The organism is Streptomyces sp. JH14, assembly GCF_029428675.1.
Classification (GTDB): domain Bacteria; phylum Actinomycetota; class Actinomycetes; order Streptomycetales; family Streptomycetaceae; genus Streptomyces.
In genome coordinates this window covers 4,339,898-4,365,472 of record NZ_JAJNEL010000001.1, presented here as the reverse complement: position 1 = coordinate 4,365,472, position 25,575 = coordinate 4,339,898, and the positions used below count along the sequence as shown (strand labels likewise).

Below are 25,575 nucleotides of genomic sequence, written 5' to 3'. Positions count from 1 at the left end.
GAGCGGGTGCGCCGGAAGTCATGTCCTGCGCCCTCCCCTTCCGCTCGACCGAATCGTTCCCGAGGAACTCCACATCTCAAGGATGCGGCATCGGCCGGGAAGCGTCACATGGCGCGGGGGCCGAGCGCCCGATCGGCGGTCCGGCACCCCGGCCGCCCCGCCCGCCGGAGTGCGGACGGGGATGCGGCCGACTACCGGCCATGGCCGGTCATCAGCGGGCCGGCCATCAGCGCACCAGGCCCCAGCGGAAGCCGAGCGCCACGGCGTGCGCCCGGTCCGAGGCGCCGAGCTTCTTGAACAGGCGCCGGGCGTGCGTCTTCACCGTGTCCTCGGAGAGGAAGAGCTCGCGCCCGATCTCCGCGTTGGAACGGCCATGGCTCATCCCTTCGAGCACCTGGATCTCACGCGCCGTGAGCGTCGGCGCCGCACCCATCTCGGCCGACCGCAGCCGGCGCGGGGCGAGCCGCCACGTCGGGTCGGCCAGTGCCTGGGTGACGGTCGCCCGCAGCTCCGCGCGGGAGGCGTCCTTGTGCAGATAGCCGCGGGCACCGGCGGCGACCGCGAGCGCGACACCGTCCAGGTCCTCGGCGACGGTCAGCATGATGATCCGGGCCCCGGGGTCCGCGGAGAGCAGCCGACGGACCGTCTCCACACCCCCCAGACCGGGCATGCGTACGTCCATCAGAATCAGATCCGAACGGTCGGCACCCCAGCGGCGGAGAACTTCCTCGCCGTTGGCCGCCGTCGTCACACGCTCGACGCCGGGCACGGTCGCAACCGCGCGACGGAGCGCCTCTCGGGCAAGCGGGGAGTCGTCGCAGACGAGGACGGATGTCATGACCGCCCTCCGCAGCTGATGCGCGTCACCTTGAACCTCCAGGCTGATACAAGTCGTCACCTGTGCGGTTGACACTCTCGGACATCTGCCCGATCGCTTTTTCCGTCAACCGCTTCCGCCCTCTCAACGATGGTCACTCGAAAGAGTTACGGGTCCGAAGACCAGGTTCGGCACTCTACGTGAGGGACCGCACACGGAGGAGAGCGGCGCGTGTCGTTGACCCATCAATCGACACTTCACCTGAAGGTATGCCCCATTTAGCGGGTTTTCTTCCCTTTTGCTGGTGTCTGTGGCTAGATTCGCAATCAGTCATATTTACATCTACTTACACCGTAGATGTACGGTCGCAAGGGCACGGTCAACGACGCACGACAACGACGTTTCCGACCCAGCATGGTTCTGAGGGGACAAGCAATGGCAGATTTCTCCCGCCTTCCCGGACCCAACGCCGATCTGTGGGACTGGCAGCTGCTGGCGGCCTGCCGTGGAGTCGACAGCTCACTGTTCTTCCACCCGGAGGGTGAGCGCGGGGCGGCCCGGAGCGCCCGTGAGAACTCGGCGAAAGAGGTCTGCATGCGATGCCCGGTACGCGCCGAGTGCGCGGCTCACGCACTGGCGGTACGCGAGCCCTACGGCGTGTGGGGCGGACTGACCGAGGACGAACGCGAGGAGCTCATGGGGCGAGCCCGCAACCGGTTCATCGCCACAGCAGGGGCGTCTACGGGGCTGGCCGCCCAGACAGGCCACGGCTGACGCTCCGCGCCGCACACCAACCGAAGAAACGTTTCAGCAGCTTCCCCGGGCCCGAGCCGGACGAGAGGCCCTAACGGGCGGCTGCAAGGGAGAGCTGGTCCAACGTGGCCGCCACGGCGGGGACCTGGGCCAGATCGGGCAGTGTCAGCGCGACGATCTCCCGCTCGATCGCAGGCTCCACCGTCACGGTGCGGGCCCCTTTGGGACGTACCGACCGGATCGCCAGTTCCGGCAGCACGGCCACTCCCAGACCGGCGCCGACCAGGCCGATCACCGCCGGATAGTCGTCGGTGGCGAAGTCGATCCGGGGCGTGAAGCCGGACTCTTCGCAGACCTCCACCAGCTGACGTCGGCAGCGCGGGCATCCCGCGATCCAGGACTCCTCGGCCAGTTCGCCGACCCCCACCGCCTCCGCACCGGACAGCCGGTGCCCGTCGGGGACCAGCCCGATCAGCCGGTCGGTGAGCAGCGGGCGGACGACCAGGTCGTCCCATTCGGCGCCCGACGTGCCGTAACGGAACGCCAGCGCGATGTCGCAGTCACCCTCGCGGAGCATTTCGACCGAGCGCGGCGGCTCGGCCTCGACCAGGGAGACCCGGGTCCCGGGGTGGGCCGCGCGAAGGGCGGCCAGAGCGCCGGGGACCAGCGTGGAGCTGCCGCTGGGGAACGAGACGAGCCGGACCCGTCCGGCCCGAAGTCCGGCGATCGCGGCGACCTCCTCCTCGGCTGCGGTCAGCCCGGCGAGGATGCCGGAGGCGTGACGCACGAGAGCCTCACCCGCCTGGGTGAGCCGCATCTCTCGACCCGTCCGGATCAGCAGTGGAGTGCCCGCCGAGGACTCCAGGGCCTTCATCTGCTGGCTGACCGCCGGCTGCGTGCAGCCCAGCTCGCGCGCGGCGGCGGAGAACGAACCGGTGGCGGCCACGGCGCGCAGGACACGGAGATGACGGGCTTCGATCACGCTTCAACCATAAGGCGCTCTTGGGGCTGATGCGAGATACCCGAGTGTGACTTTGAGGCGAAGTCGTTAGCGTTGCTCCCATGGAGCCGACGAAGTCGATGAAGTTGCTGACGGTGAACACGGGACGGCCCGTGGCGGTCGACCACACCGACGCCGCCGGCGGTGTCACGGGGATCGACAAGCATCCGGCCGACGGCCTGGTGCGCGTCACCGACCCCGGCCCCAAGGGCACCGGCGGCAGCGGACTGGCCGGGGACGCGGTCTGCGACCTGCGCCATCACGGCGGCAGCGACCAGGCCGTGTACGCATTCGCCCGCGAGGACCTCGACGCCTGGGAGGACGCGCTCGGCCGCCCGCTGGCCAATGGCGCGTTCGGCGAGAACCTGACGACCGCCGGGCTGGACGTGAGCGGCGCGAGGATCGGCGAGCGCTGGCGGGTGGGCCCCGATCTGGTGCTGGAGGTCACGTCGAGCCGCATTCCGTGCCGTACGTTCGCCGGTCACCTCGGCGAGAGCCGCTGGGTCAGGCGGTTCACGGCGGCGGCCGCCCCTGGTGCCTACCTGCGGGTGATCGAGCCGGGCGGGATACGCGCCGGGGACCCGGTCGAGATCGCGCACCGGCCGGACCACGACGTCACCGTGCAGTTGGAGTTCCTGGCCTCGACGACCCGCCGGGAGCTGCTGCCGCGGCTGCTCCCGGCCCGGGACACGCTCCATCCCGGGGTACTGCGTTCGGCCCTGAAGTACGTGAAGTCCGAAGCTGCGGGTGAGTGATCGGCGCGGTGGGTGTGGCATTAACGTGCCGCGTATGACGACTGCACTGATTACGGGCGCCACCGCGGGAATCGGGGCCGCCTTCGCGCGGCGGCTCGCGGCCGACGGGCACAACCTGGTGCTGGTGGCGCGCAACACCGAGCGACTCCGGGAGCAAGCCACCGAACTGCACGACCGGCACGGCATCGAGGCCGAGGTGCTGACCGCCGATCTGTCCGAGGACGACGGGATCGCCTCGGTCGAGGACCGCCTGACGGACCGCCGGCAGTCCGTCGACCTGCTGATCAACAATGCCGGGTTCGGCAACAAGGGCCGCTATCTGGAGGTGTCGACGGCCGATGAGCTGAAGATGCTGAAGGTGCACTGCGAGGCGGTCCTGCGGCTGACCTCGGCGGCCGCGGCCGGGATGAAGGAGCGCGGGCGGGGCGGGGTCGTCAATGTGGCCTCGGTGGCGGCGTTCGTGCCGCGCGGGACGTACGGCGCGTCCAAGGCATGGGTCGTGCAGTTCACCCAGGGCGCGGCGAAGGACCTGGCCGGGTCGGGGGTTCGGCTGATGGCGCTCTGCCCCGGTTTCGTACGGACCGAGTTCCATGAGCGGGCCGGCATGGGGACCGGCAACATCCCCGGCTGGATGTGGCTCGACGCGGACAAGCTGGTGGCGGCGGCGCTGGCGGATCTGGCACGCGGCAAGTCGGTCTCGATCCCGGACGCGCGGTACAAGACGCTGATGGGCCTGGTGAAGGTGGCGCCGCGCGGACTGCTCGGCGGGGTCACCTCCAAGACGGGCCGCAAGTACGGGCCGCAGTAGGGCGGGCGAGCCCGCACCGGGCCGGATGCCGCCGCGCAGCTCCGGGCCCTCGGCGATGCCTGCCGGGGCCGGGGCGCGCAGTGCCGCACCGGATGTGACGGATCCTCATGTCCGTCCGGACTCCCACCGTCGCACGGCCCGCCGGCTCCGCATGTCGCGGGGTCGCCGGATGACGAGCCGCACCGGACGACGGACGGGAGGGGCGGTTCGCGGCCGGCCCGCCCCGCGGAGCCGGTACGCGCCGGAGCCTGGATCGCGCGGCCCGACCGCCCGCCCGAACCGTCGCAAACCCCGCATCTCACTAAAATGGAACCATCCCATCGGCTCGCGGCACCGGGAGACACCATGAGATATGTACAGGTGATCGACTGCAAGACGGAGCGGTTCGATGACATGGACCGCCTCATGGACGAGTGGGTCGAACAGACCAAGGGTGCCCGGACCGCCACGCACAGCCTGACCGGCAAGGACCGCTCCGACGGGTCCCACTACGTGGAGATCGTCGAATTCCCGTCGTACGAGGACGCGATGACGAACTCCACGCTGCCGGAGACCGACCGGATCTTCCACGAAATGGTGGCGCTCTGCGACGGGATGCCCACCTTCACCGGGCTCGACGTGGTCCGCGAGGAACAGTTGAACCAGACACTGTCCCGTCGGTTCTTCCACGAGATCGCCGTCGGAGGCAACCTGGACGCCATCGACGAGGTGTTCGCCGCCGACTACATCGACCACGACGTCGCCAAGGAGGAGGACACCGTGATCGGGTCCGACCGCCTCCGGGACGACATCGCCGGCTGGCGGGCTGCCTTCGACTTCACCTTCGCCCTGGACCGGCAGATCTGCCAGGGCGACGACGTCGTGACGCTGTGGACCTGGACCGGCACCCACAAGGGCGACTTCATGGGCATCGCGCCGACGGGCAGACAGTGCACGATGACCGGCACCACGATCTTCCGGTTCAAGGACGGCAGGATCCAGGAGGGCTGGTGGCACGAGGACCTCATGGGCCTCATGCGCCGGCTCGACGCGCTCGACTGACCGCAGAGCACCGGCGGGCACCGCGCGCGGCCGGGAACGCCGAAGGCCCCCCGCGCCCGCCGCTGAGCAGCGGGAACAGGAGGCCTTCCAGGGCCGGCTGTGAGCCGGTACGGCTACGCGTCAGTGCGAGTGGCCGTGGCCGCCGTGACCGGCCTCGGCCTCTTCCTCGGCCGGCTTCTCGACGACCAGGGTCTCGGTCGTGAGCAGCAGCGACGCGATGGACGCGGCGTTCTCCAGCGCGGAGCGGGTGACCTTGACCGGGTCGATGACGCCGGCCTTGACCAGGTCGCCGTACTCGCCGGTCGCGGCGTTGAAGCCCTGGCCCTTGTCGAGCTCGGCGACCTTCGAGGTGATGACGTAACCCTCGAGGCCCGCGTTCTCGGCGATCCAGCGCAGCGGCTCGACCGCAGCGCGACGCACGACCGCGACACCGGTGGCCTCGTCGCCGGTCTTGTCGAGGTTGCCCTCGAGGACCTTGACGGCGTGGACCAGAGCGGAGCCACCACCGGAGACGATGCCCTCCTCGACCGCGGCGCGGGTCGCGGAGATGGCGTCCTCCAGACGGTGCTTCTTCTCCTTGAGCTCCACCTCGGTGGCAGCACCGACGCGGATCACGCACACGCCGCCGGCCAGCTTCGCAAGGCGCTCCTGGAGCTTCTCGCGGTCCCAGTCGGAGTCCGTGGAGTCGATCTCGGCCTTGATCTGGTTGACCCGGCCCTTGACGTCGCCGGGCTCGCCGCCGCCGTCCACGATGGTCGTGTCGTCCTTGGAGACGGTCACGCGGCGCGCGGTACCCAGCACGTCCAGACCGGCCTGGTCGAGCTTGAGGCCGACCTCCTCGGCGATGACGGTCGCACCGGTGAGGGTGGCGATGTCGCCGAGCATGGCCTTGCGGCGGTCACCGAAGCCCGGCGCCTTGACGGCGACGGCGTTGAAGGTGCCACGGATCTTGTTGACGACGAGGGTCGACAGGGCCTCGCCCTCGACGTCCTCGGCGATGATCAGCAGCGGCTTGGAGCCACCGGCCTGGATGACCTTCTCCAGGAGCGGGAGCAGCTCCTGGATCGAGCCGATCTTGCCCTGGTGGATCAGGATGTACGGGTCGTCGAGGACGGCCTCCATACGCTCCTGGTCGGTCACCATGTACGGGGACAGGTAGCCCTTGTCGAAGGCCATGCCCTCGGTGAACTCGAGGTCCAGACCGAAGGTGTTGGACTCCTCGACGGTGATGACACCGTCCTTGCCGACCTTGTCCATCGCGTCCGCGATGAGCTCGCCGACCTGCGAGTCCTGCGCGGAGAGCGCGGCCACGGCGGCGATGTCGGACTTGTCGTCGATCGGCCGGGCGGTCGCGAGGAGCTCCTCGGACACGGCCTTGACCGCGGCGTCGATGCCCTTCTTCAGGGCGGCCGGGGAAGCACCCGCGGCAACGTTGCGCAGACCCTCGCGGACGAGCGCCTGGGCGAGCACGGTGGCGGTGGTGGTGCCGTCACCCGCAACGTCGTTGGTCTTGGTCGCCACCTCCTTCACCAGCTGGGCACCGAGGTTCTCGTACGGGTCGTCGAGCTCGACCTCGCGCGCGATGGTGACGCCGTCGTTGGTGATGGTGGGAGCGCCGAACTTCTTGTCGATGACGACGTTGCGGCCCTTGGGGCCGATCGTCACCTTGACCGTGTCGGCAAGCTTGTTGACGCCGCGCTCAAGGGCGCGACGGGCGTCCTCGTCGAACTTCAGAATCTTCGCCATGGGAGCTGAGCTGTCCTCTCGAATGAAATGCGCCCCTGACCGCCCGGCTGGTTATTTCGCAGGGGGCCAGGGGCGCAGATCAGAAGCAAACGTGGGTGAATTACTTCTCGATGATCGCGAGCACGTCGCGAGCCGAGAGGACGAGGTACTCCTCGCCGTTGTACTTCACCTCGGTGCCGCCGTACTTGCTGTAGAGCACGATGTCACCGGTGTTGACGTCGAGCGGCAGACGCTCGCCGTTCTCGAAGCGACCCGGGCCCACGGCCAGGACGACGCCCTCCTGGGGCTTCTCCTTGGCGGTGTCCGGGATGACCAGGCCAGAGGCCGTGGTCTGCTCGGCGTCGAGCGGCTGGACCACAATGCGGTCCTCAAGCGGCTTGATGGCAACCTTGGAGCTGGTGGTCGTCACGATCCGGCCTCCCCCTTCGGAGATCTCGGGGTTAACTGCGGGGTTAACTGTCTTGGGGTGGCGACCAGGTGGATCCGTCGTCGCGGGTGCCGGACCTGCCAGTCGCGCAGTACTGCTGGCACTCTCCAGTGGGGAGTGCCAGACCTGAGACTATGACCGCGATTAGCACTCGGTCAAGCGGAGTGCCAATTGACCCCGCGCGTGGCGCAACGGCCACGGACGGGGCCATGGGCGCGAGCCCGGCATGATCCGCCGGACAGGCCCTAACGCCGGTCGCACGCGGCCGCCGCGTCCACCGCGTCGTGCGAGTCCGGCCGGGCCCGCCACCAGTGCCGCTTCCCCAGCGGCGGCGACGGCCGCACGTGCCCCGGATCCTGCGGTCCGCCCCACCGGTCGCAGGCGACGACGGCCATCGGCCCCAGCTCCCCGTGATCCCCTTGCACACCCGCCGTGGGCGCCGGGGCCGGGTGCGGGTGGTGCACCTTCTGCGCGGCCTTCCGGCCCAGCCGTTCGATCGGGTCGACCGACTGCGCGCACCCCGTGGCGGCGGTCAGGAGCGCAACGGCCGCCAGCACTCCGGCCAGCGGCCGGCGGGCCCTGCTCATACGTAGTCCTCCAGCCGGGCCACCGCGTACCCCTTGTCCGTGATGGTCTTCATGACCGCGCGGATCAGGTCGGCCATGGTGCCGCCCCAGTCCTTGGCGCCATGGAAATGCGTGAGGATGATGTCGCCGGGATGCAGATCGCGGTCCGGCTCCCGCCACTCCATGCGGTCGGGAAACGCCTCCTCGGCCCACAGCGGCACGGCCTTGATGCCGCAGGACCGCGCGATGCGCAGCGTGTCCCCGTTGTAGTTGCCGTACGGCGGCCGGAAGAGGGTGGGCCGCTGGCCGTACTCCTTCTCGAGGATGTCCTGCTGGCCGCAGATCTGGCGCTTCTGGTCGCTGTACGAGAGGCCGGGCAGATAGGAGTGGTCGACCGTATGGTTGTTGAGGGTGACACCCCGGTCCCGCGCCTCCTTGAAGTACCCGTAGTCGTTGCGCACCAGGTAGTCGCTGAGGAAGGCGCTGTACGGGATCTGCAGCTCCGACATCATCCGCAGCAGCTCGGGGTCCTTGTAGTCGCCGTCGTCGATCGTCAGGAAGACGATCCGCTCCTCGGTCGGGACGGTGGTGAAGACAGGAGGCAGCGAGTCGTCGCCGCCCTTGACCTCGAACCCCTTGCGGGTGGTGAGGTGTGGTTTCACGGCGGGCGGGTCGGGAGGGACCAGCGGGGTCTGCTCCAGCCCCCACCTCCTGGCGGCCGCGGCGCGGGCGGCCTGCGTCCGCTGCAGCTTCTCGGCGTACCCGGACGGATCGCGGGCTGGGCCGGCGGCCCGGCCGGGGGCGCCGGGAAGGCCGGCCGCGGCGCCGGCGGCCCGGTGCTCGGCGCGGCCGCCGGATCCCGGGGAACAGCCGGAGGCGACGGCGGTGACGAGGAGCGCGGCCATGGCCGCGCGGACCGCGCCCCGGCGCGCACCGCCCATACGGCGCCGCACCGGGACCGGCCCGCCCCTTTTCATGAGAATTCCCCCTTTTGTCGTACAAGATGTCTGGCGTCGCATATTGCCAGTAGCCGACCGCTCGCTCGGCCCGACAGCGCCGACGGACCCGCGCGGTCCCCCGGCTGGCCGACAATGGGCCGGTGAACGCCTCCACCCCCACAGACCCGCTCGCCTCCTTCATGGCCCTGCGCACCCCCGAAGGTGCGGCGCTCCTGGCCGACCTGCGGACGTACGACCCCGCCCAGGAGCTCGCCACCGCAACCCGGCTGCGCCGCAGCCACCCGGCCGCACTGGTGTCGGCGGCGCTGGGACAGGCACGGCTGCGGCAGCGGGCGGTGGCGAAGTTCGGTGCCGACGACGCGTACCGGATGTTCTTCACGCCGAACGGTGTCGAGCAGGCGACCCGCACCACGGTCGCCGCGTACCGCGCCGGCAGGTTCGCCGCGAACGGTGTCCGCAGCGTCGCCGATCTCTGCTGCGGGATCGGCGGTGACGCCCTCGCGCTCGCCCGTGCGGGCATCTCCGTCCTCGCCGTGGACCGCGACCCGCTGACCGCCGAGGTGGCCCGCGCCAACGCCGCCGCGCTCGGACTCGACGCCCTGATCGAGGTGCGGTGCGCCGATGTCACCGAGATCGACACGTCGCCGTACGACGCCGTGTTCGTCGACCCGGCCCGGCGCGGCGGACGCGGCAGGATCTTCGATCCGGAGGCGTACTCCCCGCCGCTCTCCTGGGCGACCGGCGCCGCACTGCAGGCCCCCCGCGCCGCGCTGAAGATCGCCCCCGGCATCCCGCACGAGGCGATCCCGGCGCAGGCGGAGGCGGAGTGGATCTCGGACGGCGGCGACGTGAAGGAGGCGGTGCTCTGGTTCGGCGAGGGGTTCACCGGGGGCTCGTACCGCGCCACGCTGCTCCCGGCCGGCGCGACGCTGTCGGCCCCGGACCCTCTGCCCGCCCCGCCCGTCGGCCCGGTCGGCCGCTATCTCCACGAGCCGGACGGCGCCGTCATCCGTGCGCATCTGGTCGCGGACATCGTGGCGCGGTCGGGCGGCCGGCTGATCGACGAGACGATCGCGTACGTCACGAGCGACGAGCCGTACGACTCCCCGTACACCTCGGCGTACGAGATCACCGACCAGCTGCCGTTCCACATGAAGAGGCTGAAGGCACTGCTGCGGGAGCGGGAAGTCGGTGTGCTGACCGTCAAGAAGCGGGGCTCGGCCGTCGAACCGGAGGAGGTGCGCCGCAAGATGAAGCTGCAGGGCCCGAACGCGGCCACCGTGTTCCTGACCCGGGTCGCAGGGGCGCCGACCATGCTGATCGGCCACCCCGTACGGCCGGACACCCGAAAGCCCTGAGGCCCGGGGTTCCTACGCCAGGTCGGTCAGGTCCTCGGCGTACACCTGCGAGAGCGGCTGCGGACCCACGTACTGCTGGCAGTTGCACTGCCCGGCTTCGAAGCGGACCGGCTTCTTGCTCTCGTCCCAGGCCGTCGGCACCTCGACCCGCTCATGGCACTTGCCCTGCTTGTCATGTTTGGCGAGGTGGTGCGTGCAGCCGCAGACCGGCTCCGGCGGCCGGTGCGCCGCCTCGACGGCCAGCCGCTCCTGCTTGCTCGCCTCCAGCAGCTCCAGCTTGCGTGTATGGCGGTTGCGCAGCGCCGTACGGACGTTGTCGACCGCCCAACCGAAGCCGCCCGTCCAGAAGATGATGAGCAACCACCAGTACCACTCCATCGGACCCTCCCCCTGTGCGGTTCCTGCTACGCGGCCAGGATAGGGGCGGGTCCAGCGGCGCGCGCCGCCTCCGGCGGAGAACTGCGCGGGACGTGGACCCCGCCCTGCCGGCCGCGGAACGGACGGGGGGCCGTCGCCGACGGGGAGCCCCGCCCGTCCCGGTCCGGTTCAGTGGTCCGGGCTGTGCAGGTACTCGTCGTACCCGTCGGACTCGGATCCCGCGTCGTCGTCGGCATAGGGGCTCTCGGTCCCCTCGGCCATCTCCTCCGCCTCGATGCTGTAGTCGTACGGTTCGGACATCGTGGCTCCTCTCGTGGCGGGCGCCGGGTACGCCCGCTCACCCGGTCAACGAACCGCCCGGACCGGCCGATGCGCCCGCGCGGCCGGACCGCCTCCATGCGGATGACCGGGGCCACCCCAGTGGCGTAAGGGCGACCGGCCGGGCGGGACGGACCTGCCGTCAGGCGCTCCGCAGCGCCTCGATGTCCAGCTTCTTCATGCCGAGCATGGCCTTCATGGCCCGGTCCGCCTTGGCCGGGTCCGGGTCGGAGAGCGCCTCGGACAGCCCGCGCGGGACGATCTGCCAGGACAGCCCGTACCGGTCCTTGAGCCAGCCGCACTGGCCCTCCTCGCCGCCGTCGGTGAGCTTGGCCCACAGCTCGTCGACCTCCGCCTGCGACTCGCAGTCGACGGAGAGCGAGATCGCCTCGGTGAAGGGGAACTGCGGGCCGCCGTTGAGTGCGACGTACTCCTGGCCTGCCAGCCGGAATTCGACGGTCATGACCGTGCCCGGCTCGCCCGGTGACGCCTCGGTGTAGTGCGAGACGCCCAGCACCTTCGAGTCCCCTCCGAAGACGGATACGTAGTGGTTCGCGGCCTCCTCGGCCTGGTTGTCGAACCACAGGAAGGTCTTGATCTTCTGCATGGTCTGCTCCTCGGCGACGCGTGCGGGTAGGGACCGGCTGTGCAAGGTAGACCGGACCGCCGCCCGGAACTCATCGCGGCGCGCCGCTCTTCTCCGGCGGGCCGCCCTCGCCGCCCTCCCCCGCCCGTGCCATCAGCAGCGCCCGTTCGCGTGCGTTACGGGTCAGTCCCGCCGCCCGGACGAACTCCGCCCGCGCCTCGTCCGCACGCCCCAGCCGCGCCAGCAGATCGCCGCGCACACTCGGCAGCAGGTGGTACGCCGCCAGCGCCGGGTCCCCGGCCAGGGCATCGACCAGCGCGAGCCCCGCCTCCGGCCCCTCGGCCATCGAGACCGCGACCGCACGGTTCAGCTCCACCACCGGCGACGGGGCCGCCCTGGCCAGCAGGCCGTAGAGCGTGGCGATGACCTTCCAGTCCGTCTCCTCGTACGTCACCGCGTGCGCGTGGCACGCGGCGATGGCCGCCTGCAGGGCGTACGGGCCGGGGGCGTCGCCCACCGCGTTCGCCCGCTCCAGGGCCGCGTACCCGCGCCGGATCAGCAGCCGGTCCCAGCGGGACCGGTTCTGGTCGGCCAGCAGCACGGGCTCGCCGCCCGGGCCCGTCCTGGCCGCGGTGCGGGAGGCCTGGAGCTCCAGCAGGGCGGCCAGGCCGTGCACTTCGGGTTCCTGCGGCATCAGTCCGGCCAGCACGCGGGCCAGCCGCAGCGCGTCCTCGCAGAGTCCGGGGCGCAGCCAGTCGTCGCCCGCCGTGGCCGCGTAACCCTCGTTGAAGATCAGGTAGATGACGTCGAGCACGGAGCCGAGCCGGGCCGCACGCTCGGCCCCGTACGGCACTTCGAAGGGGACGCCGGCCCGGCCCAGGGTCCGTTTCGCACGGACGATGCGCTGGGCGACGGTGGACTCGGATGCCAGGAACGCCCGGGCGATCTCGTCGGTGGTGAGGCCGCCGAGCAGCCGCAGGGTGAGCGCGATCCGGGCCTCGGTCGACAGCACGGGGTGGCAGGCCGTGAAGATCAGCCGCAGCAGGTCGTCGTCGATGTCGTCGGCGCCGGCGATGTCCTCCGGCCCGGGCGGCCGGACGTCCTCCAGGGTCCGTCCGACCTCGGCCAGCTTGCGGGCGTACGTCTCCTTGCGGCGGACCAGGTCGATCGCACGGTGCTTGGCGGTGGCCATGAGCCAGGCGCCCGGCCGCTCCGGGACGCCCGACTCCGGCCACTGTTCCAACGCGGCGACCAGAGCGTCCTGCGCGAGCTCCTCGGCGATGCCCACGTCCCGCACGATGCGGGCGGCCCCGGCGATGATCCGCGCGGACTCGATCCTGAACACGGCCTCGACCGCCGCGGTCGCGCTTGCTTCCGTCACGGCCACCCATCAGAGCAGCCGACCGGAGGCGGAGCAAGCGCGGCCGGGCCGGGTTCGAGGGCGGGTGCCCGCGTCAGGCCTCGGCGATCTCGCGGACCTCGGCGGTGACGGTCCAGTGCTGCGGGTGGATCTCCAGGAACCGCTTGGTCCACTCCAGGGCCTCGGCCTTGTCCTTGCACTGCATGAGCGCGTAACCGCCGACGACTTCCTTCGTCTCGGTGAAGGGACCGTCGGTGTAGCTCAGTTTGCCGTCCTCCCAGCTGACCCTGGTGCCCTGCGAGGTGGGGGCGAGCCCGGCGGTGTCCAGCATGACGCCCGCCTTGGTGATCTCCTCGAACAGCGCCCCCATGCGCGCCTCGAACCCGGGGTCGGGGGTCTGCGGGGGCAGGTTCTGCTCATCGATGCGGATCATCGACAGAAAGCGCGGCATTGCGACTCCTCGGTACGGGAGGGCGGGGGCTTTCCCTGCCTCTCACCCTTGCGTCGAACGGGAGAGGCCGCAATCGACACACCACCGGAAGAACTTTTCGGCTTCTATCGCAGGGATGCCCAGAGCTCGCTCGCGGCAGGCTCCCGGGCCACCACCCGGTTGGGGTCGGACGGGGCCGTGACGACGGGCATGGTGACCGTGGTCAGCCCGGTCGGGGAGATGGCCCCCAGGCTCTGCGCCAGACCCTTCAGCTCGCCGAGCGAGTCGAGGCCGGTGTCCGTGGTCAGGCTGTCGGTGATCGCGTCCGCCATCCGGTAGAGGCCTGCCGGGTCGGTCAGCAGACCGGTCTCCCCGGCCTCCTTCAGCAGCGCCCCGATCAACTGCTGCTGGAGCCCGATCCGGCCCAGGTCGCTGCCGTCGCCCACGCCGTGGCGGGTACGGGCGAAGGCCAGGGCCTCGGTGCCGTCGAGCCGGTGGGTGCCCGCCTCGAGATGCAGGTGGCTCAGGTCGTCGTCGATGTCCACGGTCGTGGTGACGCTCACCCCGCCCAGCGCGTCGACGAGGGCGGCGAAACCGGCGAAGTCGATCTCGATGTAGTGATCCATCCGGACGCCGGTGAGCTGCTCGACCGTCTTGACCGCGCAGACGGGGCCGCCCACCGCGTACGCGCTGTTGAACATCGCGGAGTACGCCGTCGACGTGGTGCCGCCCGAGGACGTCGGGCACGCGGGGCGGGTCACCAGGGTGTCGCGCGGGATGCTGACGACGGTCGCCTGCGTGCGGTCGGCGTTCAGGTGGACGACCATCGCCGTGTCGGAGCGGGCGCCGGTGCTGTCACCGCCGCCGAGCGCGGCGTTCCGGCTGCCGCTGCGCGAGTCCGACCCGAGGACCAGGATGTTCAGCACCCCGGTCGGGGGTACGGAGGGCGTCGCGGACACCGACGGGGCCGGGGCCGGGGAGACGGCCGGGACGCCGGCGGGCGCCCTGGCCGGCCGGTCGTCGCCCAGCGCGGCGTCGATGTCCACGCTGCGGATGTTCTGGTTCAGATGCCAGTACGCCCAGCCCGCCCCGGCCGCGGCGAGCACCAGCGCGCAGCCCATCACCGTCGCGGCCACCTTGAGCAGGCGGGGACGGCGTCTCTTGTCTCCGGTCACATGGACGAACGTAAGTCCGAATTATCGGGCCCGGAACCCCTGTTCGTTTTTCCTTCGGAAAATCTCAGGATCCCTCGAGTCTTCTCAGACCCGGCCGGTGTCCCGGTCCGCGACCTCGAACCGCCAGCGGTGCACCGCCCGGGTGATCAGCCCCGGCTCAGGCTCGGGCAGCTCGGGCAGCTCGTCGCCGTACGCCGCCTCCCACCACGTGATGACCAGCACCCGGTCCTGCGGCGCCCGCAGCAGCTCGTACCGCAGCGGCTCGTACACCAGCTCGCCCGCCCGTGCCCGAGCCCACTCCAGCAGCTCGGCGCCCCGGCCGTCCACGGCCCGGGCCTCCCACATGAGGGCGACGGTCATGAGTAGAGGTTGTCCTTGCTGATCTCGTGCACATGGTCGTGGTCGTGGTGGTGCGCGCTGCCCGGCACATGTGTGTCCGTCACCGGCAGCGACGAGTCCGCCGACAGCTCCAGGTCCGAGGCCGGCCGATTGCGCGCCACCATCTCGGCACCCAGCGCCGCGACCATCGCGCCGTTGTCCGTGCACAGCCCCGGCCGCGGCACCCGCAGCCGGATCCCGGCCCGCTCGCACCGCTCCTGGGCCAGCGCCCGCAGCCGCGAGTTGGCCGCGACGCCACCGCCGATCATCAGGTGGTCGACACCCTCGTCCTTGCAGGCCCGGACGGCCTTGCGGGTGAGCACATCCACCACGGCCTCCTGGAAGGACGCCGCCACGTCCCGCACCGGCACCTCCTCGCCCGCGGCCCGCTTCGCCTCGATCCAGCGGGCGACGGACGTCTTCAGGCCGGAGAAGGAGAAGTCGTACGCGGCGTCGCGGGAGCCGCTCAGTCCGCGCGGGAACGCGATGGCCTTCGGGTCGCCCTCCTTCGCCAGCCGGTCGATGACCGGGCCGCCGGGGAAGCCGAGGTCCAGCACCCGGGCGATCTTGTCGAAGGCCTCGCCCGCCGCGTCGTCGATGGTCGCGCCCAACGGCCGTACGTCATGGGTGATGTCCGGTGCGAGCAGCAACGACGAGTGGCCGCCGCTGACCAGCAGCGCCATCGTCGGCTCGGGCAGCGGGCCGTGCTCCAGCTGGTCGACGCAGATGTGCGAGGCGAGGTGGTTCACCCCGTACAGCGGCTTGTTCAGCGCGTACGCGTACGCCTTCGCCGCCGAGACGCCGACGAGCAGCGCGCCCGCGAGCCCGGGACCGGCCGTGACCGCGATGCCGTCGAGGTCACGGGCGCTGATGCCGGCTTCCTTCAGGGCGCGTTCGATGGTGGGGACCATCGATTCCAGGTGGGCGCGGGAGGCGATCTCCGGTACGACGCCGCCGAAGCGGGCATGGGTGTCGACGCTGGAGGCGACGGCGTCCGCGAGCAGCGTCGTACCGCGGACGATGCCGACGCCGGTCTCGTCGCAGGAGGTCTCGATGCCCAGTACGAGCGGTTCGTCAGCCATCAGTCAGTCTCTGTCTCTCGTACGAGCTCGTGTGCGGGCTCTTGTACGTGGTCCGGTCCATGGTCCTGTGCGGGCTCGTGCGCATGGTCCTGCACGGTCAGGCGCATGACGAGCGCATCGATGTTGCCCGGCTGGTAGTAGCCGCGGCGGAAGCCGATCGGTTCGAAGCCGAAGCGTTCGTACAGCTTCTGCGCGCGGGTGTTGTCGACCCGCACCTCGAGCAGCACCTCGGCGCATTCGAAGGCCGTGGCGTGCTTCAGCAGATCGGTGAGGAGTTCGGAGCCGAGGCCACCGCCCCAGTGGTCGCGGCTGACGCCGATCGTCTGGACGTCGGCCAGGTCGCCGGCCGCGGCGAGTCCCGCGTATCCGACGATCCGTCCGGTGGCCGGGGACTCGGCGACGACGTAGCGGTGGGTGGCCTGCGGGCCGCGGGCGTGCGCCAGCTCGGACCAGAACATGCCGGCCGACCAGGCGTCCTCGGGGAACAGCTCGTGTTCGAGCTCCAGCACCGGTTCGATGTCCCACCAGCGCATTTCACGCAGTACGGCGGTCGCGGTCGTCACTTCGGGGTGACCACCTTGTAGTTCTTCGGGACCTGGGCATCGGGCCGGCGCAGATACAGCGGCTGCGGCGGCAGCAGCTCCGCACCCGCGGCGAGACGCTCGGCTGCCAGGGCGGCGAGCGCGCCGGCGGACACGTGCTCGGGGGTACGGGCGTCCGGGAACGCCTCGGGGTAGAGCGCCGCGCCCGCCCCGGCCACCGGAAGACCGGCGAGCCGCTCGGCGATGTCGGCGGGACGGTCGACGGCGGGGTCACCGACACGGGTACGGGCGTCCTCGTACCGCGCCCAGTAGACCTCCTTGCGGCGGGCGTCCGTCGCGACGGCGAACGGCCCCTCCAGGCCGGCCTGCCCGGCGGCGTACGCGAGGCCGTCCAGCGTGCACACCCCGTGCACCGGCACGGAGAGCGCCGAGCCGAACGTCGCGGCGGTCACCAGACCGACGCGCAGTCCCGTGTACGGTCCCGGGCCGGCGCCGACGACCACGGCGGTCACCGCGTCGAGTCCCACCCCGGCTTCGGCGAGGACCCGGTCGACAGCGGGCAGCAGCAGTTCCCCGTGCCTTCGGGCGTCGACCTGACTCGACTCGGCGACGACGGAGGTCCCGTCGTGCAGGGCGACGGTGACGGCGGGGGTGGCGGTATCCATGGCGAGCAAGAGCACGCAAACAGCCTACGGCTCCGTCGGCGGCACCGTGGCGCCCCCGTACGGCGTCCCGTTCCCCCCGGGCCCTGCTGCTACCGTCACCGGGTATACGCAGGTGCGGCGTAAAACATGTGTACGACGTACCGCACACGGCACGCGAAGCGCTCGCGCGACACACGGCGGCGACGCGGCACACGACGGCGAAAGGGGCGCGCACGGTGGCAAGGGGCAGCGCGGGAATCGTGTCCGGGCTCACCGCGGCAGCACTCGCCGCGGTCGGTTTCCTGGCCTACCAGGCGTCGGCGAACGTTCCCGCCTCGCTTGCCGCCCCCAAGCCGAAGGCGTCCAGCAGCGCCCCCGCCACCGGCCACGCCGCCAGGCCGAAGGACAAGGACCATCCGCTCGCGGTCCCCGCCGGCTCCGGCAGCGGGACACGGGTCGTGTACGCACTGGGCGACCGCCGGGTGTGGCTGGTCGGCCCGGGCGGCAAGACGGTCCGGACCTTCGCCGTCATGCCGAGCTCCGTGAGCCCGAAGCCCGGGGTCTACAAGGTGAGTTCACGCTCGGGCGCCATCAAGGGCTCGGACGGTGTACCGATCGAGCACGTGGTGCGGTTCGCCGTGGCCGACGGGAACGTGCCCGTCGGGTTCAGCGCGGCGAAGGACGACTCGATGGAGAGCCCCGACCCGTCGCGCAGGACCGGCGGGGTACGGATGAAGCGGGCGGACGGCAACGCGATGTGGACCTTCGCGACCGTCGACGTCAAGGTGGTCGTCGTCCCGTAACGCCCGGGCGGAAGCCCGCTACGCGGCCTCGCGCTGCCCGGCCTCCGGCCGCTCCCCGGACGCCTGGTGCTTCCCGGTCTCCTGGCGTTCCCCGGACGGTGGCGTGGAGACCGCGGTGGCTGCGGCGCAGGCCGCCAGCAGATCCTTCATCGACACCGCGGACGTCACTGGCGGCTGCGGCTGCGCTTCACGCTCGGGCGTCGGCATGGATGCCTCCTGGTGCTCCGGTGGAAGGCGTGGTTAGGTACACCTAACCGGCTCTCGACATCCATGTGACCACGCCCGGCCCACCCCGCGCAACACCATGCCGACACCCTGTCGGAAAACTCCGCTCAGCGGTCCCGGCGCCCCGCTTCCAGCTCCGTCCGCAGCCCGGACCAGCGCGCGCCGATCCCGACCAGCGTCACCGAGCGCCGTTCGTCGTCCGTGTCTCCGACCGCGCGGTGGATCACCACCTGCAGCCGGTCGTCCGACAGGTCCTCGACCTTGCCGTCACCCCATTCCACGACCACCACGGACTCCGGCAGCGAGACGTCGAGGTCCAGGTCCTCCATCTCGTCGAGCCCGCCGCCCAGCCGGTACGCATCGACGTGGACGAGCGCCGGTCCGGTGCCCAGCGACGGGTGGACGCGGGCGATCACGAAGGTGGGGGAGGTGACGGCGCCGCGCACCCCGAGGCCCTCGCCGAGCCCCCGGGTCAGCGTCGTCTTGCCCGCGCCGAGCTCCCCGCTGAGCATCACGAGGTCGCCGGGGCGCAGCAGACCGGCGATCCGGCGGCCCAGGTCCTGCATCTGTTCGGGGGAGGTGACGTCGAGACGGGCGGTGACCGGGGCGTCCCCGGGCGCGGTGTGCGCGACCGGGGCCCGTCCGGGCTCAGCCGCCAGGCTGTTGTGCGCTGCTTCCATGCCCGCCAACGTTAGTCGCTGACGGCACGGCTCCGATCCGCACCAACAGGTCCGCCAGCCGGTCGGTCACCGTCTCCGGGTGCTCCAGCATCACCAGATGCCCGGCGTCCGGAACGATGACCAGCTCCGCCTCCGGCAGGAGGTCGGCGATGGTCTCACTGTGCGAGCTGGGCGTCACCAGGTCCTTGTCGCCCGCCAGGATCAGCACCGGAACGTCGAAGAACGCGGGCAGCGCCGCGCTCTTGTCGTGCTCGGTGAAGGCCGGGTAGAACTCCGCGACCACGTCGATCGGGGTGGACTCGATCAGCCGCTCGGCGAACCGCTCGACCGCCGGGTCCACGTCCCGCGAACCGAACGAGTACCGCTTGATCAGCCCGGCGAAGAGATCGGCGGTCGCCCGCCGCCCCCGCTCCACCAGCTCCGCCTGCGAGCCGAGCGCCTTCAGCACCCCGGGCAGCACCCGGCGCACGGCGTTCACGCCCGCGACCGGCAACCCGAAGCTGACCTCGCCGAGCTTCCCGCTCGACGTTCCGACGAACGCGACCGCGGCGACCCGGTCCCGCACCAGCTCGGGGTGCTGATCGGCCAGCGCCATGATCGTCATGCCGCCCATCGAGTGCCCGACCAGCACCAGCCGGCCCTCGGGGGCGGCTGCGTCGATGACCGCCTTCAGATCCCGGCCGAGCTGGTCGATGCCGACCGTCACGCCGTCGGCCTGCGCCCGGCCGCGCTCGGAGCGGCCGTGGCTGCGCTGGTCCCAGTGCACCGTACGCACCAGCCCGCGCAGCGCCGCCCGCTGGAAGTGCCAGGAATCCTGACTGAGGCAGTAACCATGGCTGAAGACGACGGTGACGGGCCCGGGGGCCTTGCGGCCGAAGAGCCGCCGCCGGCGCGATCCGGTGCCGGTGGCCCCGGCGCTCGCGCCCGGTCCGTTGCCCGCGCCCGTACCGCCGTCCGGCTCGACCTGGTCGACCTCGTAGTACAGCTCGGTGCCGTCGTCGGCGGTGGCCCGGCCGGGCATACCGCGCAGCGAGCCGTACGGTCCTGAGGCGTCCAGCGCCAGCCTGGCCCTCCTGCGCATGCCCCGGCCGACGGTCATCCGCTCGACCGCCACACCGGCCGCCGCACCGGCCGCGATCACGCCTATGGCGGCTCCGGCGATGCCTGCCCGGCGCCAGCCGACCGCCACAGCGGTCACTGTCGCCATCGCATCCCCCGCGCTGCTCTCGCTCACCGGTGCGCGCTCCTCGTCGGTCGTTGTCCGTCAGATCGGGTCAGGACAGGACGTGCAGGACATACAGAACATGCCTGATCAGACCGGATCGGCCGGTGTCTCGTGGAGATAGACGCGCGGTACGCGTCCGCCGATGCGCGTGACGATCTCGTACGCGATCGTGCCGGCGGCCTCCGCCCAGTCCTCGGCGCTCGGCTCACCCCGGTCCCCCGGGCCGAACAGCACCGCTTCGCTGCCCGCCTCGACGACGTCCCCGTCGAGGTCGACGACGAACTGGTCCATCGCCACCCGGCCCGCGATCCGCCGCCGCGCACCGCCGACCAGGACCGGGCCGCGCCCGGAGGCGTGGCGCGGGATGCCGTCCGCATAGCCGAGCGGTACCAGGCCGAGTGTCGTCTCGGCCGATGTCGTGTAGTGGTGCCCGTAACTGACGCCGTGACCGGCCGGTACCTGCTTGACCAGGGCGAGCGACGCCGCGAGCGTCATCACCGGGCGCAGCCCGAAGTCGGCCGGGGTGCCGAGCTCGGGGCTGGGCGAGATGCCGTACATGGCGATTCCGGTCCGTACGAGATCGAAGTGCGACTCGGGGATCGTCAGCGTCGCCGGGGAGTTGGCGATGTGCCGCACCTCGGGTTCGGCCCCTGCCTTCTCCGCGTACGCCACCATGTCCCGGTACACGGCCAGCTGGGCGGCGATCGACGGATGGCCCGGCTCGTCCGCGCAGGCGAAGTGGGACCAGAGGCCGGTGATCCGGACGGTGCCCGCCTCCTCGGCGGTGCGGGCGGCGGCGACCAGCTCGGGCCAGTCGGCGGGCTGGCAGCCGCTGCGGCCGAGGCCCGTGTCGGCCTTGAGCTGGATCCTGGCCGGCCGCCCCGCCTCACCGGCCGCGGCGACGACCTCGCGCAGCGCCCACATGCCGCTCACCGACACGTCGATGTCGGCCTCGATCGCCTCGCGCCAGGGGCCGCCCGGCGTCCACAGCCAGCACATCATCCGGCCGCCGAGCCCGGCGGCGCGCAGGGCCAGCGCCTCGTGCGGCGTCGCGGTGCCGAGCCAGGTCGCCCCGGCCTCGAGCGCGGCCCTGGCGCAGGGCACCGCCCCGTGCCCGTAGGCGTCGGACTTGACGACGGCCATGAGGTGCGCGCCGGCCGCCTTGGCGCGCAGCACACGCACGTTGGCGCGCAGTGCGGCGAGGTCGATCTCGGCTCGGGCTCTCAAGGACGCTGTCTCGTTCATCGCGCCCAGTCTCTCAGAGGCACCCGACAGGGCCTTCAGCCGGCAGGTCCGGCGAGGCGCGTCAGCGGTACCCGGCGCGGCACCACAGGCGTCATCGACGGCGCAGCTCATGTTCCACGTGCTCGACGAGGACCGGGACATGGCTCTTCGGGACGTCCTTCACCGCCGTGACCAGGGTGACCGGTCCACCGCGGACCAGCTCCACCAGCTCGTCGACCGCCGCCGCGCAGGCGGGCCCGGCGAGCTCGGCACGGTAGCGGTCGACGAACTCGTCGTAGCGGGTGCCGGTGCGGTCCTCGTGGTACCAGGAGCGCAGTTCGTTCGTCGGGGTGAGGTCCTTGAGCCACCGGTCGATCGCGGCCCGGTCCTTGGCGACGCCACGGGGCCAGAGCCGGTCGACGAGGACACGGGTCCCGTCACCGTCCTCCTGCGGGTCGTACACCCGGCGTACGCGTAGGGAGCTGTTGCCCACCGCCGACCACTCCTCACCGGCTCTTGTCTGCGGTTCCTTGCCGTTCCTCGTCCGTTGCTGCCCAGAATGGCTCAGGCGCGTACGTCCCGCCACGCCGCGGGGACCGCGTCCGCGACATCCTGTGCGGCGACCGGACCGCCGTCCGAGGCGAGCCGGGCCGCCAGACCGTGCACATACGCGCCCACGGAGGCGGCGTCGCGCGGGGCGAGGCCCGCGGCCAGCAGGGAGCCGGTCAGCCCGGAGAGGACGTCGCCGCTGCCCGCCGTGGCCAGCCAGGAGGTGCCGGTCGGGTTAACCCGGACGGGAGTGTGCTCGGCGTCGGTGGCGACGAGGGTCGTCGAGCCCTTGAGCAGCACGGTGGCGCGGAAGCGGGCGGCGAGCTCCCGTACGGCGGCGAGCCGCCCCGCTTCGACCGCCTCGCGCGGGACGCCGAGCAGCGCGGCGGCCTCCCCGGCGTGCGGGGTCAGCAGCGTCGGCGCGGTGCGCGACCGTACGACGGAGGCGTCGAGCAGCCGCAGCCCGTCCGCGTCCACCAGCACCGGGACCTCGGCGGCCAGCACATCGGCGACCGCCGAGACGGCCGCCGTGCCGTCACCGAGCCCGGGGCCGACGACCCACGCCTGCACCCGTCCCGCCTTCGACGGCGGCCCCGCGTGGACCAGGGTCTCGGGGTGCCGGGCGATCACGGCGTCCGCGCCGGGACCGACGTACCGCACCGCCCCCGCACCGCCGCGCAGCGCCCCGCCGACGGCGAGCACCGCCGCCCCCGGATACCGGGCGGACCCGGCGACGATGCCGACGACCCCGCGCCGGTACTTGTCGCTCTCACTGGCGGGAAGCGGCAGGAGCGCGGCGACGTCCGCATACTGCAGCGCCTCCAGATCGGGAACGTCGGGCAGCTCCTCACCGAGCCCGATGTCGACGAGGTGCAGCGCGCCCGCCCGGTCGGCGGCCGGGTCGACGAGCAGCCCTGGTTTGTACGTGCCGAAGGTGACCGTCGCATCGGCCCGCACGCAGTCGCCGAGCACCTCCCCGGTGTCCGCCTCGACGCCGCTGGGCAGATCGACGGCGACGACCGGCGCCCCGGTCGCCTCGACGGCCCGCACCAGCGCGGCCGCGCCCTCGCGCAGCCCGCCGCGGCCGCCGATGCCGGTGATGCCGTCGACGACGAGATCGACGCGGCCGGCCGGGAACGCGTCGGCGTCCCCGGCGTCCGCCACCCGTCCGCCGGCCGCGCGGAGCGCCGCGACTCCGCCCTCGTGGGCACGGTCCGGCGCGGTCAGCAGCGCGCGGACGCCCGCGCCGCGCCGGGCCAGCCGGGCCCCCGCGTACAGCGCGTCGCCGCCGTTGTCACCGCTGCCGACGAGCAGGACGACCCGGGACCCGTACACCCGGCCGCTCCGCCGCAGCAGATCGGCGCAGGCCGCGGCGAGGCCGGCGGCGGCCCGCTGCATGAGGGCGCCCTCGGGCAGCCGTGCCATCAGGGCGCGCTCGGCGGCCCGCACGGTCTCCACGCTGTACGCAGTTCGCATACGGTCAACCCTCCGCGATCACCACGGCCGACGCCACCCCCGCGTCGTGGCTCAGCGAGACGTGCCAGTGCCGCACGCCCAGCTGGGCCGCGCGCGCGGCGACCGTGCCGACGACCCGCAGCCGGGGCTGCCCACTGTCCTCGACGAACACCTCTGCATCCGTCCAGAGCAGCCCGGCGGGCGCGCCGAGCGCCTTCGCGACGGCCTCCTTGGCGGCGAACCTGGCGGCCAGCGAGGCGACTCCGCGCCGCTCGCCGCTGGGCAGCAGCAGTTCGCTGTCCAGGAAGAGCCGCTGAGCCAGATGCGGCGTACGCTCCAGCGCGGCTTCGAACCGTTCGATCTCCGCCACATCGATCCCGACCCCGATGATCACGCGCTCACTCACTCATTCACTGGTTCATTGATTCACTCGACGGTGACGGACTTCGCCAGATTGCGCGGCTGGTCCACCTCGTTGCCGCGGGCGGTGGCCAGTTCGCAGGCGAAGACCTGCAGCGGCACGGTCGCCACCAGCGGCTGGAGAAGCGTAGGCGTCACGGGAATCCAGATCAGATGATCGGCATACGGAACGACCGCCTCGTCGCCCTCCTCCGCGATGACGACGGTGCGGGCGCCGCGGGCCCGGATCTCCTGGATGTTCGACACGATCTTCTCGTGGAGCACCGACCGGCCACGCGGCGACGGCACGACCACGACGACCGGCAGATCGTCCTCGATGAGCGCGATCGGCCCGTGCTTGAGCTCACCGGCCGCGAAGCCCTCGGCGTGCATGTACGCGAGCTCCTTGAGCTTCAACGCGCCTTCGAGGGCCACCGGATAGCCCACATGGCGCCCCAGGAAGAGGACCGTGTCGTGGTGCGCCAGCGAACGGGCCAGCGCGCGCACCGGCTCCATGGTCCCCAGGACCCGTTCGACCTGCCCGGGGACGTCGGAGAGCTGCCTCACGACGGTCCGGATCTCGTCGCCCCACTTCGTCCCGCGGGTCTGGCCGAGATACAGGGCGACGAGATAGCAGGCGACGAGCTGCGTCAGGAACGCCTTGGTCGAGGCGACGGCGACCTCCGGCCCGGCGTGCGTGTACAGCACGGCGTCGGACTCGCGCGGAATAGTCGACCCGTTGGTGTTGCAGATGGCGAGGACCTTCGCGCCCTGCTCGCGGGCGTGCCGCAGCGCCATCAGCGTGTCCATCGTCTCCCCGGACTGGGAGATCGCGATGACCAGGGTGCGCTGGTCGAGGATCGGGTCGCGGTAGCGGAACTCGCTGGCGAGCTCCGTCTCGCAGGGCAGCCGGGTCCAGTGCTCGATGGCGTACTTGGCGATCATCCCGGCGTGGAACGCGGTCCCGCAGGCGACGATGACGACCTTGTCGACCTCCCGGAGCACATGCGGCGGGATGCGCACCTCGTCGAGGTGGAGCGTGCCGGCGCCGTCGATCCGCCCGAGGAGGGTGTCGGCCACGGCCTTCGGCTGCTCGGCGATCTCCTTGAGCATGAAGTAGTCGTAGCCGCCCTTCTCGGCGGCGGACGCGTCCCAGTCCACGTGGTACTCACGGACGTCGGCGGGCTGCCCGTCGAAGTCCGTGACCGTGACGGACTCCCGGCGCAGCTCGACGACCTGATCCTGCCCCAGCTCGATCGCGGACCGGGTGTGCGCGATGAACGCGGCCACATCGGAGGCCAGAAACGCCTCACCGTCCCCGACCCCGACCACCAGCGGCGAGTTCCGCCGGGCCCCCACCACCACGTCCGGCTCATCGGCGTGCACGGCGACGAGAGTGAACGCCCCCTCGAGCTGCCGGCACACCTGCCGCATCGCCTCCGCCGGATCACCGCTCGACGAGTACGCCTCGGCAAGCAGATGGGCGACGACCTCGGTGTCGGTCTCGGACGCCAGATCGTGCCCGCGCTCGGCGAGTTCGGCACGCAGCGCGGCGAAATTCTCGATGATCCCGTTGTGCACGACGGCGACGCGCCCCGCGTTGTCGAGATGGGGGTGGGCATTGGCATCGGTGGGACCGCCGTGGGTGGCCCAGCGGGTGTGCCCGATGGCGGTGGTACCGGCCGGGAGCGGCTGCTCGCCCAGCGCCTTCTCCAGATTGACGAGCTTCCCGGCCTTCTTCACGGAGGCGAGCCCGCCGTCCGCGAGGACGGCGACGCCCGCGGAGTCGTAACCCCGGTATTCGAGGCGCTTCAGCCCTGCGACGACGACATCAAGCGCGGACTGCCCACCGACGTACCCGACGATTCCACACATAACGCTCCCGATCCTTT

30 protein-coding genes are annotated in these 25,575 nt (G+C 71.6%); 6 read left to right on the top strand and 24 right to left on the bottom strand.

Translation table 11 applies throughout. The annotated features are described in order from the left end of the window. Positions 1 to 226: 226 nt before the first annotated feature. Positions 227 to 838 carry a response regulator transcription factor gene (locus tag LRD69_RS19845; protein WP_003948568.1) on the bottom strand — a complete coding sequence of 204 codons (612 nt, stop codon included), beginning with the start codon at positions 836 to 838 and terminating at the stop codon, positions 227 to 229. Between the two features lie 414 nt (positions 839 to 1,252). Between LRD69_RS19845 and LRD69_RS19840 the strand changes: the two genes are divergently transcribed. Continuing rightward, positions 1,253 to 1,591 carry a WhiB family transcriptional regulator gene (locus LRD69_RS19840; RefSeq protein WP_277327891.1) on the top strand — a complete coding sequence of 113 codons (339 nt, stop codon included), beginning with the start codon at positions 1,253 to 1,255 and terminating at the stop codon, positions 1,589 to 1,591. A gap of 70 nt (positions 1,592 to 1,661) precedes the next feature. Here the strand turns inward: LRD69_RS19840 and LRD69_RS19835 are convergent, their stop codons facing one another. After that, positions 1,662 to 2,552 carry a LysR family transcriptional regulator gene (locus LRD69_RS19835; protein ID WP_277327890.1) on the bottom strand — a complete coding sequence of 297 codons (891 nt, stop codon included), beginning with the start codon at positions 2,550 to 2,552 and terminating at the stop codon, positions 1,662 to 1,664. A 98-nt stretch (positions 2,553 to 2,650) separates the two neighbouring features. On the opposite strand from LRD69_RS19835, the gene LRD69_RS19830 reads away from it, so the two are divergent. The 3 genes from LRD69_RS19830 to LRD69_RS19820 all read left to right on the top strand — a co-directional run bounded on the left by LRD69_RS19830 (position 2,651) and on the right by LRD69_RS19820 (position 5,174). Beyond that, the gene (locus LRD69_RS19830) at positions 2,651 to 3,325 is read left to right on the top strand and encodes an MOSC domain-containing protein (RefSeq protein WP_277329800.1); all 675 of its coding nucleotides are present in this window, start codon (positions 2,651 to 2,653) and stop codon (positions 3,323 to 3,325) included. A gap of 34 nt (positions 3,326 to 3,359) precedes the next feature. After that, on the top strand, positions 3,360 to 4,133 hold the full coding sequence (locus LRD69_RS19825; protein ID WP_277327889.1) for an SDR family oxidoreductase: 774 nt from the start codon (positions 3,360 to 3,362) through the stop codon (positions 4,131 to 4,133). A 345-nt stretch (positions 4,134 to 4,478) separates the two neighbouring features. Continuing rightward, on the top strand, positions 4,479 to 5,174 hold the full coding sequence (locus LRD69_RS19820) for an ester cyclase (protein ID WP_277327888.1): 696 nt from the start codon (positions 4,479 to 4,481) through the stop codon (positions 5,172 to 5,174). A gap of 120 nt (positions 5,175 to 5,294) precedes the next feature. Here the strand turns inward: LRD69_RS19820 and groL are convergent, their stop codons facing one another. From groL to LRD69_RS19800, 4 genes are all read right to left on the bottom strand, one after another. Further along, a complete protein-coding gene (gene groL / locus LRD69_RS19815; RefSeq protein ID WP_030914299.1) occupies positions 5,295 to 6,920 on the bottom strand; it encodes a chaperonin GroEL in 1,626 nt (541 codons plus the stop codon). Positions 6,921 to 7,020: 100 nt separating this feature from the next. Beyond that, complete coding sequence (gene groES / locus LRD69_RS19810; protein ID WP_037688098.1) at positions 7,021 to 7,329, bottom strand: co-chaperone GroES; 309 nt, start codon at positions 7,327 to 7,329, stop codon at positions 7,021 to 7,023. Between the two features lie 263 nt (positions 7,330 to 7,592). Next, entirely contained in the window at positions 7,593 to 7,934 is a 342-nt protein-coding gene (locus tag LRD69_RS19805) for a hypothetical protein (RefSeq protein WP_277327887.1), read from the bottom strand. After that, positions 7,931 to 8,854, bottom strand: coding sequence for a polysaccharide deacetylase family protein (locus LRD69_RS19800; protein WP_277329799.1), 924 nt, complete (start codon positions 8,852 to 8,854; stop codon positions 7,931 to 7,933). The genes LRD69_RS19805 and LRD69_RS19800 overlap by 4 nt, the downstream gene beginning before the upstream one ends. A 197-nt stretch (positions 8,855 to 9,051) precedes the next feature. Here LRD69_RS19800 and LRD69_RS19795 point away from each other — a divergent pair, with 197 nt between their 5' ends. Next, complete coding sequence (locus tag LRD69_RS19795) at positions 9,052 to 10,230, top strand: class I SAM-dependent methyltransferase (RefSeq protein ID WP_277329798.1); 1,179 nt, start codon at positions 9,052 to 9,054, stop codon at positions 10,228 to 10,230. Between the two features lie 12 nt (positions 10,231 to 10,242). On the opposite strand, the gene LRD69_RS19790 is transcribed toward LRD69_RS19795, so the two are convergent. The 10 genes from LRD69_RS19790 to tsaB all read right to left on the bottom strand — a co-directional run bounded on the left by LRD69_RS19790 (position 10,243) and on the right by tsaB (position 17,144). Further along, the gene (locus LRD69_RS19790; RefSeq protein WP_277327886.1) at positions 10,243 to 10,608 is read right to left on the bottom strand and encodes a hypothetical protein; all 366 of its coding nucleotides are present in this window, start codon (positions 10,606 to 10,608) and stop codon (positions 10,243 to 10,245) included. 168 nt (positions 10,609 to 10,776) lie between these two features. Further along, positions 10,777 to 10,908: a hypothetical protein gene (locus LRD69_RS19785; protein ID WP_277327885.1), complete on the bottom strand. Its 132-nt coding sequence runs from the start codon at positions 10,906 to 10,908 to the stop codon at positions 10,777 to 10,779. A gap of 160 nt (positions 10,909 to 11,068) precedes the next feature. Next, a complete protein-coding gene (locus LRD69_RS19780; RefSeq protein WP_277327884.1) occupies positions 11,069 to 11,533 on the bottom strand; it encodes a VOC family protein in 465 nt (154 codons plus the stop codon). Between the two features lie 70 nt (positions 11,534 to 11,603). Next, positions 11,604 to 12,899, bottom strand: a complete 1,296-nt coding sequence (locus LRD69_RS19775) for an RNA polymerase sigma factor (protein WP_277327883.1) — start codon at positions 12,897 to 12,899, stop codon at positions 11,604 to 11,606. Between the two features lie 67 nt (positions 12,900 to 12,966). Next, a complete protein-coding gene (locus LRD69_RS19770; protein WP_277327882.1) occupies positions 12,967 to 13,323 on the bottom strand; it encodes a YciI family protein in 357 nt (118 codons plus the stop codon). 104 nt (positions 13,324 to 13,427) lie between these two features. Then, entirely contained in the window at positions 13,428 to 14,423 is a 996-nt protein-coding gene (locus LRD69_RS19765; protein ID WP_277329797.1) for an LCP family protein, read from the bottom strand. Positions 14,424 to 14,561: 138 nt separating this feature from the next. Next, on the bottom strand, positions 14,562 to 14,837 hold the full coding sequence (locus LRD69_RS19760; protein WP_277327881.1) for a hypothetical protein: 276 nt from the start codon (positions 14,835 to 14,837) through the stop codon (positions 14,562 to 14,564). After that, positions 14,834 to 15,937, bottom strand: coding sequence for a tRNA (adenosine(37)-N6)-threonylcarbamoyltransferase complex transferase subunit TsaD (gene tsaD, locus LRD69_RS19755; protein WP_277327880.1), 1,104 nt, complete (start codon positions 15,935 to 15,937; stop codon positions 14,834 to 14,836). Before tsaD ends, LRD69_RS19760 begins: the two co-directional genes overlap by 4 nt. Then, positions 15,937 to 16,500: a ribosomal protein S18-alanine N-acetyltransferase gene (rimI, locus tag LRD69_RS19750; RefSeq protein WP_277327879.1), complete on the bottom strand. Its 564-nt coding sequence runs from the start codon at positions 16,498 to 16,500 to the stop codon at positions 15,937 to 15,939. The genes tsaD and rimI overlap by 1 nt, the downstream gene beginning before the upstream one ends. Continuing rightward, positions 16,497 to 17,144, bottom strand: coding sequence for a tRNA (adenosine(37)-N6)-threonylcarbamoyltransferase complex dimerization subunit type 1 TsaB (gene tsaB, locus LRD69_RS19745; protein ID WP_277329796.1), 648 nt, complete (start codon positions 17,142 to 17,144; stop codon positions 16,497 to 16,499). Before tsaB ends, rimI begins: the two co-directional genes overlap by 4 nt. 239 nt (positions 17,145 to 17,383) lie before the next feature. Here tsaB and LRD69_RS19740 point away from each other — a divergent pair, with 239 nt between their 5' ends. Continuing rightward, complete coding sequence (locus tag LRD69_RS19740; protein ID WP_277329795.1) at positions 17,384 to 17,926, top strand: hypothetical protein; 543 nt, start codon at positions 17,384 to 17,386, stop codon at positions 17,924 to 17,926. An 18-nt stretch (positions 17,927 to 17,944) separates the two neighbouring features. Here the strand turns inward: LRD69_RS19740 and LRD69_RS19735 are convergent, their stop codons facing one another. The 8 genes from LRD69_RS19735 to glmS form a co-directional block, all read right to left on the bottom strand. Continuing rightward, positions 17,945 to 18,133, bottom strand: coding sequence for a hypothetical protein (locus LRD69_RS19735; RefSeq protein ID WP_277327878.1), 189 nt, complete (start codon positions 18,131 to 18,133; stop codon positions 17,945 to 17,947). 125 nt (positions 18,134 to 18,258) lie between these two features. Further along, on the bottom strand, positions 18,259 to 18,831 hold the full coding sequence (gene tsaE / locus LRD69_RS19730; protein ID WP_277327877.1) for a tRNA (adenosine(37)-N6)-threonylcarbamoyltransferase complex ATPase subunit type 1 TsaE: 573 nt from the start codon (positions 18,829 to 18,831) through the stop codon (positions 18,259 to 18,261). Beyond that, positions 18,800 to 20,065: an alpha/beta hydrolase gene (locus LRD69_RS19725; protein WP_277327876.1), complete on the bottom strand. Its 1,266-nt coding sequence runs from the start codon at positions 20,063 to 20,065 to the stop codon at positions 18,800 to 18,802. Before LRD69_RS19725 ends, tsaE begins: the two co-directional genes overlap by 32 nt. Before the next feature lie 78 nt (positions 20,066 to 20,143). Then, positions 20,144 to 21,301 (bottom strand): alanine racemase, encoded by a 1,158-nt coding sequence (alr, locus tag LRD69_RS19720; RefSeq protein ID WP_277327875.1) that lies wholly within the window; start codon positions 21,299 to 21,301, stop codon positions 20,144 to 20,146. 91 nt (positions 21,302 to 21,392) lie between these two features. After that, positions 21,393 to 21,773 carry a DUF488 family protein gene (locus LRD69_RS19715; protein WP_277327874.1) on the bottom strand — a complete coding sequence of 127 codons (381 nt, stop codon included), beginning with the start codon at positions 21,771 to 21,773 and terminating at the stop codon, positions 21,393 to 21,395. A 71-nt stretch (positions 21,774 to 21,844) separates the two neighbouring features. After that, the gene (locus tag LRD69_RS19710; protein WP_277327873.1) at positions 21,845 to 23,305 is read right to left on the bottom strand and encodes an NAD(P)H-hydrate dehydratase; all 1,461 of its coding nucleotides are present in this window, start codon (positions 23,303 to 23,305) and stop codon (positions 21,845 to 21,847) included. A 4-nt stretch (positions 23,306 to 23,309) separates the two neighbouring features. Then, entirely contained in the window at positions 23,310 to 23,678 is a 369-nt protein-coding gene (locus LRD69_RS19705; RefSeq protein WP_277329794.1) for a holo-ACP synthase, read from the bottom strand. A 32-nt stretch (positions 23,679 to 23,710) separates the two neighbouring features. After that, on the bottom strand, positions 23,711 to 25,558 hold the full coding sequence (glmS, locus tag LRD69_RS19700) for a glutamine--fructose-6-phosphate transaminase (isomerizing) (protein WP_277327872.1): 1,848 nt from the start codon (positions 25,556 to 25,558) through the stop codon (positions 23,711 to 23,713). Positions 25,559 to 25,575: the final 17 nt, after the last annotated feature.

Coding starts and splice junctions, on each gene's coding strand:
- tsaB (WP_277329796.1), bottom strand. CDS start 17,144: ATGGATACCGCCACCCCCGCCGTCACCGTCGCCCTGCACGACGGGACC.
- LRD69_RS19820 (WP_277327888.1), top strand. CDS start 4,479: ATGAGATATGTACAGGTGATCGACTGCAAGACGGAGCGGTTCGATGAC.
- alr (WP_277327875.1), bottom strand. CDS start 21,301: ATGAACGAGACAGCGTCCTTGAGAGCCCGAGCCGAGATCGACCTCGCC.
- LRD69_RS19795 (WP_277329798.1), top strand. CDS start 9,052: ATGGCCCTGCGCACCCCCGAAGGTGCGGCGCTCCTGGCCGACCTGCGG.
- LRD69_RS19800 (WP_277329799.1), bottom strand. CDS start 8,854: ATGGGCGGTGCGCGCCGGGGCGCGGTCCGCGCGGCCATGGCCGCGCTC.
- LRD69_RS19760 (WP_277327881.1), bottom strand. CDS start 14,837: ATGACCGTCGCCCTCATGTGGGAGGCCCGGGCCGTGGACGGCCGGGGC.
- LRD69_RS19805 (WP_277327887.1), bottom strand. CDS start 7,934: ATGAGCAGGGCCCGCCGGCCGCTGGCCGGAGTGCTGGCGGCCGTTGCG.
- tsaD (WP_277327880.1), bottom strand. CDS start 15,937: ATGGCTGACGAACCGCTCGTACTGGGCATCGAGACCTCCTGCGACGAG.
- LRD69_RS19780 (WP_277327884.1), bottom strand. CDS start 11,533: ATGCAGAAGATCAAGACCTTCCTGTGGTTCGACAACCAGGCCGAGGAG.
- groL (WP_030914299.1), bottom strand. CDS start 6,920: ATGGCGAAGATTCTGAAGTTCGACGAGGACGCCCGTCGCGCCCTTGAG.
- LRD69_RS19790 (WP_277327886.1), bottom strand. CDS start 10,608: ATGGAGTGGTACTGGTGGTTGCTCATCATCTTCTGGACGGGCGGCTTC.
- LRD69_RS19825 (WP_277327889.1), top strand. CDS start 3,360: ATGACGACTGCACTGATTACGGGCGCCACCGCGGGAATCGGGGCCGCC.
- glmS (WP_277327872.1), bottom strand. CDS start 25,558: ATGTGTGGAATCGTCGGGTACGTCGGTGGGCAGTCCGCGCTTGATGTC.
- LRD69_RS19830 (WP_277329800.1), top strand. CDS start 2,651: ATGAAGTTGCTGACGGTGAACACGGGACGGCCCGTGGCGGTCGACCAC.
- LRD69_RS19765 (WP_277329797.1), bottom strand. CDS start 14,423: ATGGGCTGCGCGCTGGTGCTCGCCGCGGCCGGGGCGGGCTGGGCGTAC.
- LRD69_RS19845 (WP_003948568.1), bottom strand. CDS start 838: ATGACATCCGTCCTCGTCTGCGACGACTCCCCGCTTGCCCGAGAGGCG.
- LRD69_RS19735 (WP_277327878.1), bottom strand. CDS start 18,133: ATGCCGACGCCCGAGCGTGAAGCGCAGCCGCAGCCGCCAGTGACGTCC.
- LRD69_RS19770 (WP_277327882.1), bottom strand. CDS start 13,323: ATGCCGCGCTTTCTGTCGATGATCCGCATCGATGAGCAGAACCTGCCC.
- LRD69_RS19840 (WP_277327891.1), top strand. CDS start 1,253: ATGGCAGATTTCTCCCGCCTTCCCGGACCCAACGCCGATCTGTGGGAC.
- tsaE (WP_277327877.1), bottom strand. CDS start 18,831: ATGGAAGCAGCGCACAACAGCCTGGCGGCTGAGCCCGGACGGGCCCCG.
- LRD69_RS19785 (WP_277327885.1), bottom strand. CDS start 10,908: ATGTCCGAACCGTACGACTACAGCATCGAGGCGGAGGAGATGGCCGAG.
- LRD69_RS19710 (WP_277327873.1), bottom strand. CDS start 23,305: ATGCGAACTGCGTACAGCGTGGAGACCGTGCGGGCCGCCGAGCGCGCC.